At 35.2% G+C, this 15,152-nt stretch carries 12 protein-coding genes; 10 read left to right on the top strand and 2 right to left on the bottom strand.

Annotated features, from left to right (window positions below; all coding sequences use genetic code 11):
* Positions 1-52: 52 nt before the first annotated feature.
* From ABD692_RS03955 to ABD692_RS04000, 10 genes are all read left to right on the top strand, one after another.
* Entirely contained in the window at positions 53-940 is an 888-nt protein-coding gene (locus ABD692_RS03955) for an FkbM family methyltransferase (RefSeq protein WP_344765109.1), read from the top strand.
* The gene (locus ABD692_RS03960; protein ID WP_344765111.1) at positions 940-2,130 is read left to right on the top strand and encodes a glycosyltransferase family 4 protein; all 1,191 of its coding nucleotides are present in this window, start codon (positions 940-942) and stop codon (positions 2,128-2,130) included. Before ABD692_RS03955 ends, ABD692_RS03960 begins: the two co-directional genes overlap by 1 nt.
* Positions 2,131-2,371: 241 nt before the next feature.
* A complete protein-coding gene (locus ABD692_RS03965; RefSeq protein WP_344765113.1) occupies positions 2,372-3,346 on the top strand; it encodes a glycosyltransferase family A protein in 975 nt (324 codons plus the stop codon).
* A 105-nt stretch (positions 3,347-3,451) separates the two neighbouring features.
* Positions 3,452-4,849: a hypothetical protein gene (locus ABD692_RS03970; RefSeq protein ID WP_344765115.1), complete on the top strand. Its 1,398-nt coding sequence runs from the start codon at positions 3,452-3,454 to the stop codon at positions 4,847-4,849.
* Positions 4,846-6,141, top strand: coding sequence for an XrtY-associated glycosyltransferase XYAG1 (locus ABD692_RS03975; RefSeq protein ID WP_344765117.1), 1,296 nt, complete (start codon positions 4,846-4,848; stop codon positions 6,139-6,141). Before ABD692_RS03970 ends, ABD692_RS03975 begins: the two co-directional genes overlap by 4 nt.
* A gap of 356 nt (positions 6,142-6,497) precedes the next feature.
* Positions 6,498-7,352, top strand: a complete 855-nt coding sequence (locus ABD692_RS03980) for a glycosyltransferase family 2 protein (RefSeq protein ID WP_344765119.1) — start codon at positions 6,498-6,500, stop codon at positions 7,350-7,352.
* Between the two features lie 131 nt (positions 7,353-7,483).
* Positions 7,484-8,065: an exosortase Y gene (gene xrtY, locus ABD692_RS03985; RefSeq protein ID WP_344765121.1), complete on the top strand. Its 582-nt coding sequence runs from the start codon at positions 7,484-7,486 to the stop codon at positions 8,063-8,065.
* Positions 8,066-8,157: 92 nt separating this feature from the next.
* Positions 8,158-9,882, top strand: a complete 1,725-nt coding sequence (locus ABD692_RS03990) for a carbamoyltransferase family protein (RefSeq protein WP_344765123.1) — start codon at positions 8,158-8,160, stop codon at positions 9,880-9,882.
* Positions 9,883-10,240: 358 nt separating this feature from the next.
* Positions 10,241-11,272 (top strand): helix-turn-helix domain-containing protein, encoded by a 1,032-nt coding sequence (locus ABD692_RS03995; protein ID WP_344765125.1) that lies wholly within the window; start codon positions 10,241-10,243, stop codon positions 11,270-11,272.
* Between the two features lie 149 nt (positions 11,273-11,421).
* Positions 11,422-12,042 (top strand): Crp/Fnr family transcriptional regulator, encoded by a 621-nt coding sequence (locus ABD692_RS04000; protein WP_344765127.1) that lies wholly within the window; start codon positions 11,422-11,424, stop codon positions 12,040-12,042.
* Between the two features lie 148 nt (positions 12,043-12,190).
* Here ABD692_RS04000 and ABD692_RS04005 read toward each other — a convergent pair whose 3' ends face one another.
* Positions 12,191-14,137, bottom strand: coding sequence for an OmpA family protein (locus tag ABD692_RS04005; protein WP_344765129.1), 1,947 nt, complete (start codon positions 14,135-14,137; stop codon positions 12,191-12,193).
* A gap of 33 nt (positions 14,138-14,170) precedes the next feature.
* Positions 14,171-15,142: a PorP/SprF family type IX secretion system membrane protein gene (locus ABD692_RS04010; RefSeq protein ID WP_344765131.1), complete on the bottom strand. Its 972-nt coding sequence runs from the start codon at positions 15,140-15,142 to the stop codon at positions 14,171-14,173.
* Positions 15,143-15,152 lie beyond the last annotated feature (10 nt).

Raw genomic sequence — 15,152 nt, forward strand, 5'->3', positions numbered from 1 at the left:
GTTATTAAACAATTTTATAATACAAATAATATTCGATTCTAAAAAAACTTATATGGACCAGCAATTCAAAAGGCTATTTTCATTCATCACTAACCATCCACTTTCAAAAAGAAAGCCTATTTCAGCTATTATTCGTATCATTATATGGCAAATCCAATCTTCTATTTGTAAAAAATTAATTGTTAAAACCTTTGCAGGCAAGGTACTTTTTTATGCAAAGAAAGGATTACATGGCATAACGGGGAATATTTATGCTGGTCTCCATGAATTTAATGATATGGGCTTCTTACTTCATTTTTTGAGAACTGAAGACAAATTCTGTGATATTGGAGCCAACGTTGGAGCTTATACCCTTTTGGCCAGTGGATATATTGGTGCTAAATCCATTGCTTTTGAACCTGTCCCTTCCACCTTTTCTATTTTAGAAAAAAATATACTACTTAATCAACTGCAAAAGAAGGTAACCTTACATAACAAAGCTTTAGGAAATCAAAATGGAGAAATGAAATTCACAGTTGATTATGATACTGTAAATCACGCGATTGCTGAAAACGAATTTGAGAAAAACAGCATCAATGTGAAAATGGAGCAGCTCGATAACTTTATTGATTACGAACCCATTTTGCTAAAAATAGATGTTGAAGGTTTTGAAAGAGAAGTGATTGAAGGGGGTAAAGAATTATTAGATCGCGAAACTACAAAAGCTATAATTATAGAACTTAATGGTAGTGGGGAAAGATACAACTTTAGAGATCAAGATATACATCATTATCTCAAAACAGTTGGATTTGCTCCCTACTTATATGACCCCTTTACTCGAATTTTTACTGAAATTGAATATTTTGGAAAACATAACACTATATATATCAAAGACATTAATTTTGCAAAAATAAGGTGTGAGAGGGCTCTGAAGGTGAAAGTTTTAGGAGTTGAGTTCTAATGAAAAAGTTAGCCATTATAACCACACATCCTATCCAATATCACTTTCCTGTTTTCCAGTTACTAGCAAAGCAATGTCGATTAAAAGTATTTTATACCTGGGGCATAGCTGGTGTAGACCCAAAATATGATCCAGATTTTCGCAAAGAGATCATTTGGGATTTGCCCTTTCTAGAAGATTACGACTATGAATTATTAGAGAATATAGCTCCTGATCCTGGCTCTCATCATGGAAAAGGTATAGTAAATCCTGATATTATTAAAAAAATTGATGCGTTTACACCTGATGCTATTTTGGTATATGGTTACATCTACCATAGTCATTTACAAGTTATGCGCCACTTTAAAGGTAAGATCCCTATTTGGTTTAGAGGCGATTCTACCTTATTAAACAACTTGCCACTGTACAAAAAAATCATAAAAAACATTTACTTACGCTGGATTTATAATCAAGTTGATATAGCTTTTTACGTAGGATTAAATAACAAAGCATATTTCAAACAATTTGGCCTTAAAGAAGAGCAATTAGTCTTTGCACCGCATGCTATTGACAATGACAGATTTGCGATCCATCATAATGCAGAGGCCGCCGAACTCCGCAAGAAATTAAACATCCCACAACAAGAATTGGTATTTTTGTTTGCTGGAAAATTAGAACCTAATAAAAATCCTAAATTGTTATTGAAGGAGTTTACTAGTGCTGTTGAGGAAAACAGAAACCAGCCTGAGGGATTTATTTCTAATATAAGAAAAGCTCATTTACTTTTCGTGGGTAATGGCGTGCTTGAAGATAAGCTCAAATCTCAAGTTGGAAATCTCAATTCTCAAGTTCATTTCTTAGAATTTCAGAACCAGACTCAAATGCCCATTGTGTACCAAGCTTGCGATATTTTTTGTTTGCCCTCTATGAACGAAACTTGGGGTTTAGCAGTTAATGAGGCTATGGCTGCAGGTAAGGCTATAATAGTTTCAGATCAAGTGGGATGTGCTATCGACTTAGTCAAACCTGGAATTAATGGTTTTATTTTTAAACTCAAAAAAAGTAAAGAGTTGCGAGAATTGATGTCATACTTTATTAAGAATCCAAGAGAAAGCATGATGTTAGGAGAAAAATCCAGAGAAATTATTTCAAGTTGGTGTTTTAATCAACAAGTAAATACTTTAATTAGGGAGTTAAACAAGATTAGATAGGTTAATATTGCTAATTAAAACTTATCATTAACTTTTTTTTTGAATCTGCAAACTACTTTTGCTTAAGCTAATCTGATTAATTTTCGTAAAGCTAATAAAATTAATATGAGTAAAATTTCAATAATTTATTTACATATATGTGTTTTAAAGCAAATATGTGACATCTTTGGTTATAAATAAAGATTAACATGCTTGAAGTAAATCAGCTTCAAAAATTAACCAATGAGAAGAGCAGTATCTAATGCGAAATAACAGTTTTGAAATATCCGTAATATTACCTGTTTACAATGGATCAAGATATTTGAAAGAGTCAATATATTCAGTACTCCAGCAAGACTTAAATAATTTCGAATTTATTGTTTGTGATGACTGTTCAACTGATGATAGTTTAGCCATAATAAAAAAAATCTCATATGAGAATCCAGGGAAAATTATCATATTAGAAAACGAAGTAAATAAAGGGTTATTTGGAACCTTAAATATCTTAATCGAGAAAAGCTCAACCAATTTGATACATCTTTGGTCTCAAGATGACATCATGAAACCTGATTGTTTAACAAATTGCAAATTGTTCCATAATAGATATCCTTTCATAAGTATGAGTTATCATGGAGTTGAATATATCGATAACGATAGTAAACAGATAAAAGATATAAAAAATGATGGAACTCCTGAAATTATATCATCACATCTATATGCAAATATTTCGATAAGGTGGGGATGTATTCCTGGAAATATTTCTAACGTAACTCTTAATAGGTTTTTTTTAAAGAAAACTGGTATATTTAATGATAAAATGATCGTAAGTGGTGATTTTGATTTATGGACACGCTTAGCCAGTATATCTTCTATAGGAAAAAATAACTCTACACTAATCTACCTGAGGATTCATCAGGAACAATTAAGCCGCAGTTTTAAGAGTATATATTTAAGAGTTAAGGAGGACATACCGATCCATTCCCAAATAATAACTATGTTATCTGAAAATGACCAAATAAAAGCACTAAGATGGTGGAATTGGAAAACTCAAGTATCTTATTATAACGACTATATATTCTTAAAACGCAAGGGGCTGCCACTCGAAGCAAAAAAGCTACATAACCTATTACAGCAAAATTTCAATCTGTATTCGTTGTTCATTAAATGGTTAATAATTAGAATACTTCGTTTAATAAAACTAGAAATTGGATTCTATAAAAAAATTCTTAACCGCTAACATTTAAACTTAAAAATCAGACAACCACTTATTCGTCCTTTATATTTTTGACAGTATACCTTATTACATACAACAACATACGTATTAATCTTAGATCGAAAAAACTTGTTTGAAAATTCTATAAAATTAGGAAGTTTAAAAATTGCAATTGGGGTAATTCTTATGTTATCGCTTTTTACAATAAACCCCTTTGCAACATTTATGGCAGCGCTATTTGTTCCCTTTGCAGCTAAACTTTTGTGGAGAAAAGGAGAACCACCAGTACTTTTTTTTGCATTGCTTACGCAGTGGTTACAGGTTTGCCTAAAAGTTTTTTATGCAGATTTTATTTACAAAGATTTTTCAGAACTCTTTATCTACTACCAAAACATTCATCTTGCTTATTACTACGGTCTAATTTCTTTATACGTTATAACTCTCGGAATATTTCTTATCATTCAAAAAATACCAAAATCAAATTTCGATGATTTTAAATACCAACTCGCAAAATACAATCAAAAGAAAATAGTAATTCTATATGCTTTTGCAATCTTTTTAATGCCAGTCCTGTTAGCATTATCACATGTCATTCCCGGATTACAACAGTTTTTCGTAAAAATTCAGGATTTAAAATGGGCAATATTTTTTATATTTTTTTCTTTCTATTTTGTATTTAAAAAGAACAAACGCCTGTTCTATATAATATTAGTTGGCGAGATCCTATTTAGTTTAAGTGGGTATTTTAGCTCTTTTAAAGAGTTTTTTATAGCTTCTTTATTACTATACCTTTTTGTAAAAAAATCTTACACTTTCGTCAATTACCTCTTTTTTGCATCAATGATTGCGCTACTTTTTAATTTACTTATTATTTGGCAATATGTAAAGCCACAGTATCGTTCATTTCTTTCAGGGGGGGAGCGTGCACAAGTAGTTAAAGTTTCAAAAGCTAATGCTTTAGAAAAACTTTTTGAGCTAGCTAGTGATTCGGAAAAACTAAAATATGAAGATGGTATTACTATATTATTAGATAGAATAACATACATAGATATTTTCTCAGCTACAACTTCATATGTCCCACTTAATCGACCTCATGAACATGGAAGATTGTGGCTTGATGCAATAAAAAGGGTATTTATGCCTCGAATTTTATTTCCAGATAAAACCGCTATAAACGATTCCGAAAAAACAAATATCTACACGGGGATAGGATTTGCTGGAGTTGAATCGGGAACTTCAATTAGTTTAGGCTATGTTACAGAGAGTTATATTGATTTTGGATTTCCAGGGATGTTAATTCCACTGTTTGCCTGGGGTATGGTAATTGGTATTGTATACAAATACATCATTACAAAATCTTACAATCTTATCTGGGGATTTGCTTTTTTGGTTCCATTAATTTTTCAAATAAATTTATTTGAGACTGCGCTTGACAAATTAATAGGTAGCCTTATTGCATTTTTTCTAATTTTTTTGTTGCTAAACAAATTCGTGATCAAAAGATTGGATAATTATTTAAAAAATTGAAAATCCTGCATATTACTCCTTCCTACAAGCCTTCCTATATTTATGGCGGGCCGATCGCTTCAGTCTCGATGTTGTGTGAGTCAATTAGATTATTGTCCTTCGACTCCTCTCAGGATAATGTAAATGGGAAAGCGAAATTAGAACTTCAGGTCTTAACAACAACTGCCAATGGCAAAGCTGAATTAGAGTTAAAAGTTGGGAAGCCTATATTGGTAGATGGTGTTGTGGTTAATTATTTTAAGAGGTGGACAAAGGATCACAGTCATTTTTCGCCTGGTTTGTTGTGGGATTTAAGAAAGAAAATAAGTCAGTTTAAAAATCCGCTTCCTTCTATTTCACCAGGTGAGTCGCCACGCGTTAAAGGGGAACAAGAACCACCCCGCCTTATAGGCACCCCTCCAAAGGAGGCGAATAAACTCGTGATTCACATCCATGCCTGGTGGAACCTAGTTTCTGTGTTGAGTTGTTTAGTCGCAAAATGGTATAATATCCCAGTTGTATTATCGCCAAGAGGTATGTTGAATTTTCATACTTATAGTACTGGCAATAAAACTCTGAAAAAAATAATCCATCATTTAATAGGAAAAAAATTACTAAAGTACTGTGCAATTCATGCTACAACTAATAAAGAAAAGACAGAAATAGTAGACTTTATCAATGCCAATAATATTATAGTAATTTCGAACCTTGTAAGTCTTGGAAAAAGTAATATTAAGTTTGATCAGGAGAAACAATGTAATCAAAAATTTAAAATTATTTTCCTTTCGCGAATAAATCGAATCAAAGGTTTAGAACTTTTATTTGATGCGCTATCAGATGTTAATTTCGACTATCGCTTAACCATTGCAGGAACAGGAGACGAAAACTATATTAAAAGCTTAAAGCTTAAAGCTGAAAGCCTAAAGCTGGGTGAACGCATTAAATGGATTGGGCAAGTTAGCAATGATGAAAAGTTTTCCATGATGGCTTATCATGATTTATTGGTTCTTCCCTCCTATAATGAAAACTTTGCCAATGTTGTTGTCGAAAGTTTAAGTGTTGGTACGCCTGTGCTTGTAAGTAAAAATGTTGGACTTGCTGACTATGTAAAAGCTAATGAGCTTGGATGGGTTTGTAGCCTGAAACCAAAAGACATTGCTGAGAAAATTAATTTGGCTTATAATCATAAGCTTAAGAGAGAAACCATAAAACGTAATGCTCCTATTCTCATTAAAAATGATTTCGATGACGAGGTTTTGGTTAGGAGCTATATAGAATTGTACGACAGGGTTCTTCGACTCCGCTCAGAATGACATGGTCTGAATGAATGTTGATCCTTCGACTACGTTCAGGATGACAGAGCAAAAACAAAAACGGGATGACAAAGCGGAGAGAAAATAACATTTATTAAAGCGCTTCCACACTTCGACAAGCTCAGTGCAGGCTTAGCTTAGCATGACATGGTCTGAATGAATGGTTTACCCTTCGACTCCGCTCAGGATGACAGGACAAAACAAAAACGGGATGACAAAGCGGAGAAAAAATGGCTTTGATTATAGCGCTTCGACACTCCGACAAGCTCAGTGCAGGCTTAGCTCAGCATGACATGGTCTGAATGAATGGTTTATCCTTCGACTCCGCTCAGGATGACAGAGCAAAAACAAAAACGATGAATAAAAATTTCAGTTTTATTATTCTCACATATAATGAAGAAATTCATTTGCCTAGGTTAGTGAATTCCATTAAAAATTTGAATGCCGAAATATTTATTTTGGATAGTGGAAGTACGGACAAAACCCTGGAAATAGCTAAAAGGTTTAACGCAGTTGTTCAGAGCAACCCCTTTGTAAATCATCCCAAACAGTGGGATTTTGCCTTAAAAAACTTTCAGGTTAGTACGCCATGGACTATTGGCCTAGATGCTGATCAAATTGTAAGTCCTGAGCTTTTTGAGTTACTTAAAGGCTTTAAAGATGAAGATTTCGCGGATATCAGTGGTATATATTTTAACCGCAAAAACTATTTTCAAGAAAAATGGATTCGTTTTGGGGGCTACTACCCCATCTATATGTTAAAAATGTTTAGAACGGGAATGGCTTATTCAGATTTAAATGAAAATATGGATCATCGATTTATACCAGGTGGAAAAACCATTATCTGGAAAAAGGGGCATTTATTGGAAGAAAATTTAAAAGAAAACAATCTTGCATTCTGGAAAGCTAAACACGAACGTTATAGTGATTTAATTGCTGTTGAAGAAATTGAGCGGGAACAAAAACTTCGAACACAAACCCTTAAAGCCAATTTATGGGGAAATCCAGATGAACAAAAGACCTGGTTTAAAAAGCAATGGAGAAATTTACCCTTAGGCTTAAGACCATATTTATATTTTAGCTATCGGATGATTTTTAAGATGGGTATCCTCGATGGCAAAACAGGCATTCGTTTTCATTACCTGCAGGGGCTTTGGTTTAGGTTATTGGTTGATAAGAAGATTTCTGAATTGAAACGGAATAGGGTTTAGGTTTAGGGTAAATGAATAGTGAAATAGAATGTTTTGCAAGGAAGAAGAAAAATTAAGCTTTAAATTATTACAATTTAATAAGATTGGGATGAATAAAAAGATTAGTATATCTTTAAAAAATCAAACAGATTATGAACGAAATCCAGCAAAAAGAAGCTAAGAAACAGGCTGATAAAAAAGCCATAAAATTCATTATTGCCTTATTTGTACTCTACATTTTATTTAGTCAGGGTAACTTATTCATGAATAGTGTTATGAGTCCTGGTGGGAAGTTTTATAATGCGTGCATCGCTGAGCATTTTGATTATATACAAGGGTTAAAAACGGCATTAATAATTCCTGCAGTTTGGATTATTAAGCTTTTTGGCTTTTATGCCATTTACAATGAAATGGATGTTATGGTTGTTTCGGGTCCATTACTTCGAATTAACTATTCTTGCCTGGGATTAGGCGTAATGAGTTTCCTGGCTGCATTTGTTTTATCATTTCCAGCATCCTGGAAGTCGACTTTTAAAATGCTTATTATCGGACTCATCAGCATTTATGTTTTAAACATTTTCCGTATTGCGGGCCTGGGTGTCTTATTTGGCACTTTTCAATCGCAGAGAAACTACTTCGAATACCATCATGAAATTTTTAATGTAATTGTTTACATCATTATTTTCATTATGCTGTACATCTGGATTAGAAAGAACACCAAAATAAAAAACTAAGTATTTCCATTTATCTGAAATTAAAAACACTAATAATCTTTTAATTTCGGCCGTTTACTCCCCATTTATAAATAATTCTTCTACCTCCAAATATGTATATATTAGGTATTAACGCTTATCATGGCGATTCGGCCGCCTGCATTTACAGAGATGGTGAAATTATTGCGGCATCAGAAGAAGAACGTTTCAGGCGGATAAAACACTGGGCTGGCTTTCCTTCAATGGCTATTCAATTCTGCTTGGATGAAGCTGGAATAAATATCAGAGATGTAGATCATATTGCTATTTCAAGAGATCCAAGAGCAAATTTTGGTAAAAAAATTTTCACGGCTGTTAAAAACAGATTGAGTATTAAAAATATTGCCGATCGGATGCGAAATCTTCAAAAAGCGAAAAGTATTGATGAAGAATTTATTAGTCACTTTGGATTAAAACCGAATGAACTAAAAGCACAAATTCATAATATTGAGCATCACCGTTCGCACCTGGCGAGTGCTTTTTTTGCTTCACCTTTCGAAGAATCTGTTATTTTAAGTATTGATGGTTTTGGTGATTTTACCAGCACCATGACGGCCACTGGAAAGAATAACAAAATCACTGTGATCGATTCTGTAAATTATCCGCATTCCTTGGGGTTATTTTATACAGCGTTAACCCAGTTTTTAGGTTTTCCGCATTATGGCGATGAATATAAAGTTATGGGGCTGGCTCCTTACGGCAAACCTATTTATGAACAAGAAGTTCAGAAAATAGTTAATTTTAAGTCAAACGGTTTATTTGAACTCGACCTTAAATATTATAACCATACTACAAAAGGTGTGCAAATGGCCTGGGAAGATGGGATACCATCTATGGAATCTGTATTTTCAAAGGAGCTTATTAATTTACTAGGCCCTTCAAGAAAAATAGATGAAACGCTTACTCAGAAGCATAAAGATATTGCAGCAAGTGTGCAAAAAGTAACTGAAAATACAATATTTCACATTCTGAATCACTTACAAAGTACCACCAATCTTAATTCAATTTGTATAGCGGGCGGTGTCGCACAAAACTCTGTTGCAAATGGTAAAATTAAGTTAAATACTAAATTCGAAAATATCTACATTCCACCTGCAGGGCATGATGCGGGAACAGCTATTGGTGCTGCGTTATGGGTTTATAATCAATTGCTCCATCACCATAGAAACCAACCGATGTTAAATGGTTACTTTGGAAGTTGTTTTAACAATGATTATATAGAGAAATTATTACAGGAAAGGCAAATCTCCTATCGAAAACCTGTTGAAACAGATTTCTATAAGACTATAACCGATTGTTTAACCAATAATGGTGTTATAGGCTGGTTTCAGGGAAGGGCCGAATTTGGGCCAAGGGCTTTAGGAAATCGTTCTATACTTGCTGATCCCAGAAATGAACTGGCTAAAGAATTACTAAACAGCAAAATCAAAAGAAGAGAATCTTTTCGCCCGTTTGCGCCATCTGTTTTAAAGGAATTTGTTGCCGATTATTTCGAACAGCATGATGAAGTTCCTTTTATGGAAAAGGTATTTTTAATTAAGGCAGATAAAAGAGCAGAAATTCCTGCGGTTACACATCTCGACGGAACGGGGCGTTTACAAACCGTGGAGGCCGAAAACAATTTAAAATATTATAAATTAATACACCATTTTTACCAGGCTACAGGTACCCCTATTTTACTAAACACCTCTTTTAACGAAAACGAACCTATTGTTAATACGCCAGAAGAAGCCCTGGATTGTTTTTTAAGAACGAAAATGGATATGCTGGTTCTGGAAGACATTATCATTGTGAGATAAAAAATAAAAAATACACTCCGCTTTAAAGCCGCTAATGCGGCTTTTTCTATTTAAAATCATTAGGCTTTTTTTTCTATCTTCGCATATCCCTACTGAAATTCATCAATATTTTTTTTCACGAAAACTTTATTGACAAGTTACAATCGTTTAACAAAACTAATGTACCTTGTGAGCAATGCTTATGTATTTTCTGAATTTTTTGGTTAGCACAACCTGCTTTTTTTTGTTATTGTTTTCAGCTCACCTTTTTTTTTCAAATAAGGGGAATAAGGCAAATAACACCTTGCTCTCAGTTTTATTCCTTACGCGTGCCTGCCAGATTTTAACTTCCATAATTATAAAAAGTGGTAATCAAAAAGTGTTAGCCATATTTTTTCAAAGCCTAACACCGATATACTTTATTGCGCCTGCCTGTCTCTATTTATATGTTACGGGTTTTTTAAACAATAGAAAAGGAATAAAAAAATGGGAATGGCTTCATTTTATCCCATTCCTGATTGCCGCTATTCACGTTTTTCCCTGGCCAGGACAACCTAAACTAGATTGGCATATAATTGCCAGTCAGCTTACGGAAAACGGATACCATACTTTAAATACGAAGAGCGGGTTATTTCCTAATTACTTTCATAGCTGGGGCAGAACAATATTAATTTTAATTTATTTACCACTTTGCTGGCTGGCTGTAAATAAATCTGGGATCAGAAAGCAGACGGATATCAATAACCCTGGTAAGGATTGGATATTTTTTTTATTAAGTGCAGCAACACTTTTTCAGGTGATCGGACTATTGCCAATTGCTATTAAAGCACTCCATATTCCGCTATACCATACTTCTTTTATTGCCATAAATTGTTTAGTTCTGCTCGGGATTTTACTCTATGCGCTTCACAAACCCAATATGTTTTATGGCTATTTGTTAGTAGCCGCAGATTGGAAAAAAATAGCTTCGTTTCAATTAGTAACAGAAGGACAGGTTATTGACCTACCCAAAGTATTTAGAGAAAAATCAGTAAACTCTTCACCAAAAAAAAATAACCTCTCCGAACAGCAGCTTTCCTCCTACATAATTAGGATTAAGGATACCATGGAAAATGACCAGCTTTATCTCAAAGCTGATTTACAGATCATCGATCTGGCTACTAAATTGAATATCCCAATTCACCACTGCTCTTACGTGCTGAATAATGAAATTGGAAAAAACTTCAGGGACTGGATCAATGGATACCGCGTCCAGCATTTTTTAAAACAATACCCAATTGTTAGCGGCAGAATCACAATTGAGGCGATTGCGCAAGAATCAGGCTTCAAAAGTTTAGCTACTTTTTACAACGCCTTTAAAAAAGAGAAAGGCGTATTACCTACTGATTACTTTCAAAAAAGCACAAGCTAACGCCTTGAAAAGCATCTTTTTGGTCTAACCGTTGAATCGTTGGGGTTAAGATCTGGCACTCTTGGTAGGTTTACAAAAAATCACAGGTAATTTTGAGATAGGTTTTATAATTTTTTAAAATCTCAAATAGATAGTCCTCTAAATTTTCATTGCTGAACCACATGACAAAAGATTCTGAAAATCGTCTATTAATCCAACCGTTAATAAATTTCCTTGGTCAATTCCATACCCTATCTAATGAATTCATCAATTACCATATCGAAAAATGTGAGATCATTCATGTTAAAAAGAATAAGTTCATCCTCTCGCCCATCGATAATAATAATTTAATCTACTTTGTACTTAAAGGAGTGGTGAGGGGATTTGTAAGAGAAGGGCAAAAAGACATCACAACCTGGTTTAGTTTTGAAAATGAACTTATTTCTGCTATTCGCCAGCCAAATGGATCATCTAACCATTCTAAGGAATATCTTCAAGCGGTAGAAGACTGCAGACTGATTTGTATTCCTTACGAAAACATCGATGTTCTTGCCCAGCATTATCCTGAGGCAAACCCAATAAGTCGAAAACTTTTGGAACAACAGTTACATGCTGCATCTGAAAGATCGATATTGGCAAGAATACCTTCTGCAATTGACCGGTATTTAAAACTGGAGGATAGTTCAATGGATACAAATAGAATCCCGCTTCGCCATCTTTCCAGTTATCTTGGTATTCGTTTAGAAACCCTGAGTAGAATTCGGAATAAGTCACTCAGACTAGCCTGTTGATATTACTATATATCTAATATTTCTCATAAATTAACGCGCTCCCACAACATCAAAAAATCCCAGGTTTTTTCTGATCTGAAAATATGACTTAAGGTCATCTAAATAGAGCATCAGCCTGGGATTTTTTTTATTTACAAATTACCATATTCTATTTTTCCATTATTTTAAACTCTGTCCTACGGTTCAACTGATGCTCAACTGGGGCGCATTTCACACCATTTTTGCATTGATTTAGTAACAGTTGTTCACCATAGCCTTTGGCCTGAATTCTCTCACTATCAATTCCCTTGGAGATGATGTAGGCCACCGCTGCTTCAGCACGTTTTTGAGATAGCACCTGGTTGTAGGCATCTGAGCCACGACTATCGGTATGGGATCCAAGTTCGATCTTAATTGCTGGATTTTCCTCAAGAATATGTACGAGCTTATCCAGTTCAATAGCTGCATCTGGGCGAATAACCGACTGATCAAAATCATAGTATATGTTTTCAATTCTAATCGTTTTCTCCGGTCCAACAAGTTCTAGAAACAGATCTCTTTCTATCGAAGCTGATTTGTTTAAGCCCTTTGTAGATAAGCTGGTATTTGCTGCAGCATACGGTGTTTTTTCAGCAATAAGGCTATAATCTGTATCACTATCCAAATCGAAGCTGAAACTACCCTGTTGGTTTGTTTCCACCTTAGTCGGTTTTCCGTTGAGAGTGGCCAAAATTAAAATCGCACCATTGAGCGGCTTGTTAGTGTTTTTATCATAAACTTTGCCCTTTAGCTTAAAGACAAGTAATGCCCGTTTATCAAAAGTATAAATGTCATCGCTTCCCTTACCGCCTGCGCGGTTAGAAGACAAATATCCTTGCGAACCTGCATTGCTTAAACTGAAAGCAAAATCATCCTGAGCCGAATTTAAGGGATAGCCTAGATTACGGATCACAAGAGAATCACCATCGCTTTTGATCCATTCATAAACATCTAATCCGCCCATTCCGATCCGGCCGTCTGAAGAAAAGTAGAAAGCCCCATTGCTATCTACAAACGGACTTCTTTCATTACCTTCGCTATTGATTATTCTTAAATTTATAGGTGCAGACCAGGTTTCAGGACCTGTTTTATCGGCATAATAAATATCCGTGCCGCCCAATCCTCCAGGGATGTTTGCACTGAAGTATAGGCGGTTTCCATCAGCTGAAATAAAAGGATCACCCAAATTGTATTCGGATATTTTATTGTGCTGAAAAGCTATTGGCCTACCCCATTTACCTTCGGCATTTTTACTCGAGCTATAGATACCGATGTTAATGGTGGTAAGCTTATCTTCAATAACTGAAGGAATTTCGGTTACTGCAAAAAATATGGTATTTCCATCACTGGTAAAACTCGCAGGACCGATATGGTAGCCTTCAGGCAGCTCTAAAGGAAATAAGCTGACACTATCGTTAGACCGCTTAAGGAATAAACTTAAATAACCCTTCCCAGTCCAGCCATATTGTTTTCTGTCCGGCAATCTGGCCCCATCAAATTTCAAGAAAGGTTTTATCCCTTTTGAGCTAAGCATGGCATTTTTCCGCTCTGAAGTAAAAACAATTCCATCCTGGTAATTTGTAGCTGCCCAGTCTGAGGAAATACTATTCAGCTCAAGCTGATTTTCTAGCGTTATCTTTTTAGGATTAGCCATCCAAACCAGGGCAGAATCACAGGAAGCGAGATGATTGATTTTAAGATTAGCGGGGAATTTTTCATCCTGCTGGAAATAGCTTTCATATTGCTGTTTGGCTTCCGTATATTTTGAATTCTGCTGCAATGCTTTTGCATACTTCAGGGTGTTTTCAGTCTTACTTCCAGGCAGTTTTGCGGCAATGCCATACCACTTTTCAGCCTGCGGAAAGTCCCTCATAAAACTATAACTGGCCGCAAGGTGCTCTGCTGCATAAAGCGTTGGCTTTTTCTTGTAGGCTTGTGCAAATAAATCGGCAGCCTTACTGTAATTAAATAATTCATATTGCCTGACTGCTTCCTTTAAAACATACTGTGCTTTAAGGCTAGCTGTGCATAAAAGCAATAGCAGGGTAGAGAGAATTACGTGTAAACCTTTTTTCATAGTAACGCGAGTATCTAAAATATTATTCAATGGTTAAAAATACCTTGGACTTAGCATCCTGGCATTTTTACGGTTAAAGAAGTAACCAACGGAAATTTCATGGGTACCACTGCTGTAACCTTGCAAAGGACCAATTGAAAAATCATAAGCGTATCCCACTCTTAAGGTTTGGGATGGGAAAATCTGTAAAGCAGCCACTGCGGAATTAACCTTTGTGAGCTCTTTCTGCAGATAAGATTTATCATACAGCTTTACTCCAGTGCGGTAAGAGCCGCCGATCCAGAATTTTTCAGCCAAAATAAAAAAGGCATTCAAATCCAGACTTGTCGGCCCACCTCGGTCATCCTTGATCAGGAAAGATGGTTTAAGCAGCACATCCATAGATAAGGGGATTAGCATTCCAGCCGTTAAGTAATAATGAGGTTTAGGCTGTGGAATAAATGCGTATCGATCAATATCAATGTATTGAGAAACCAGATTATCAGCGCTAAAGCCAGCATAAAAACGATTGTCTGAATAATAAACCCCAGCCCTTGCATCGGGAACAATAGTACTTTGCATACCTACTGGCTGAAATGGTTCCGGATCATTTGGGTTAAGCAATGCGCCATCAATACCCAGTTGTACCATACCTGCACTGATGCCAAAAGCAATTCTGGAAGAACCATCCGCGTTCATTCGGATGCGATAGGCGTAACTGCCATATGCGGCTAGGTTACGCTGAGCTCCCAGTTTATCGCTGGAAACCTGAAATGCCAGTCCAACATTACCATCATTTGCAATCGCATCTACAGCCAGTGACATCGTTTTTGGTGCGCCTTCAATACCTGTCCACTGACTGCGGTAAAAAGCGTGTAAGTTTAACTGCTCCCGATAACCTGCGTAAGCAGGGTTAATGTAAATGCCATTAAACATATACTGACTAAACTGTGCATCCTGTTGTGCTGATGCAGGCTGAATTAGTAAAAATATTAATCCGGCTATTAAAAATATTAGTTTCTTCATCTTATATCTT

The organism is Pedobacter ginsengiterrae, from assembly GCF_039537385.1.
In the GTDB taxonomy this organism is placed as follows: Bacteria; Bacteroidota; Bacteroidia; order Sphingobacteriales; family Sphingobacteriaceae; genus Pedobacter; species Pedobacter ginsengiterrae.

Coding starts and splice junctions, on each gene's coding strand:
- ABD692_RS03980 (WP_344765119.1), top strand. CDS start 6,498: ATGAATAAAAATTTCAGTTTTATTATTCTCACATATAATGAAGAAATT.
- ABD692_RS03965 (WP_344765113.1), top strand. CDS start 2,372: ATGCGAAATAACAGTTTTGAAATATCCGTAATATTACCTGTTTACAAT.
- ABD692_RS03990 (WP_344765123.1), top strand. CDS start 8,158: ATGTATATATTAGGTATTAACGCTTATCATGGCGATTCGGCCGCCTGC.
- xrtY (WP_344765121.1), top strand. CDS start 7,484: ATGAACGAAATCCAGCAAAAAGAAGCTAAGAAACAGGCTGATAAAAAA.
- ABD692_RS04005 (WP_344765129.1), bottom strand. CDS start 14,137: ATGAAAAAAGGTTTACACGTAATTCTCTCTACCCTGCTATTGCTTTTA.
- ABD692_RS03955 (WP_344765109.1), top strand. CDS start 53: ATGGACCAGCAATTCAAAAGGCTATTTTCATTCATCACTAACCATCCA.
- ABD692_RS03960 (WP_344765111.1), top strand. CDS start 940: ATGAAAAAGTTAGCCATTATAACCACACATCCTATCCAATATCACTTT.
- ABD692_RS04010 (WP_344765131.1), bottom strand. CDS start 15,142: ATGAAGAAACTAATATTTTTAATAGCCGGATTAATATTTTTACTAATT.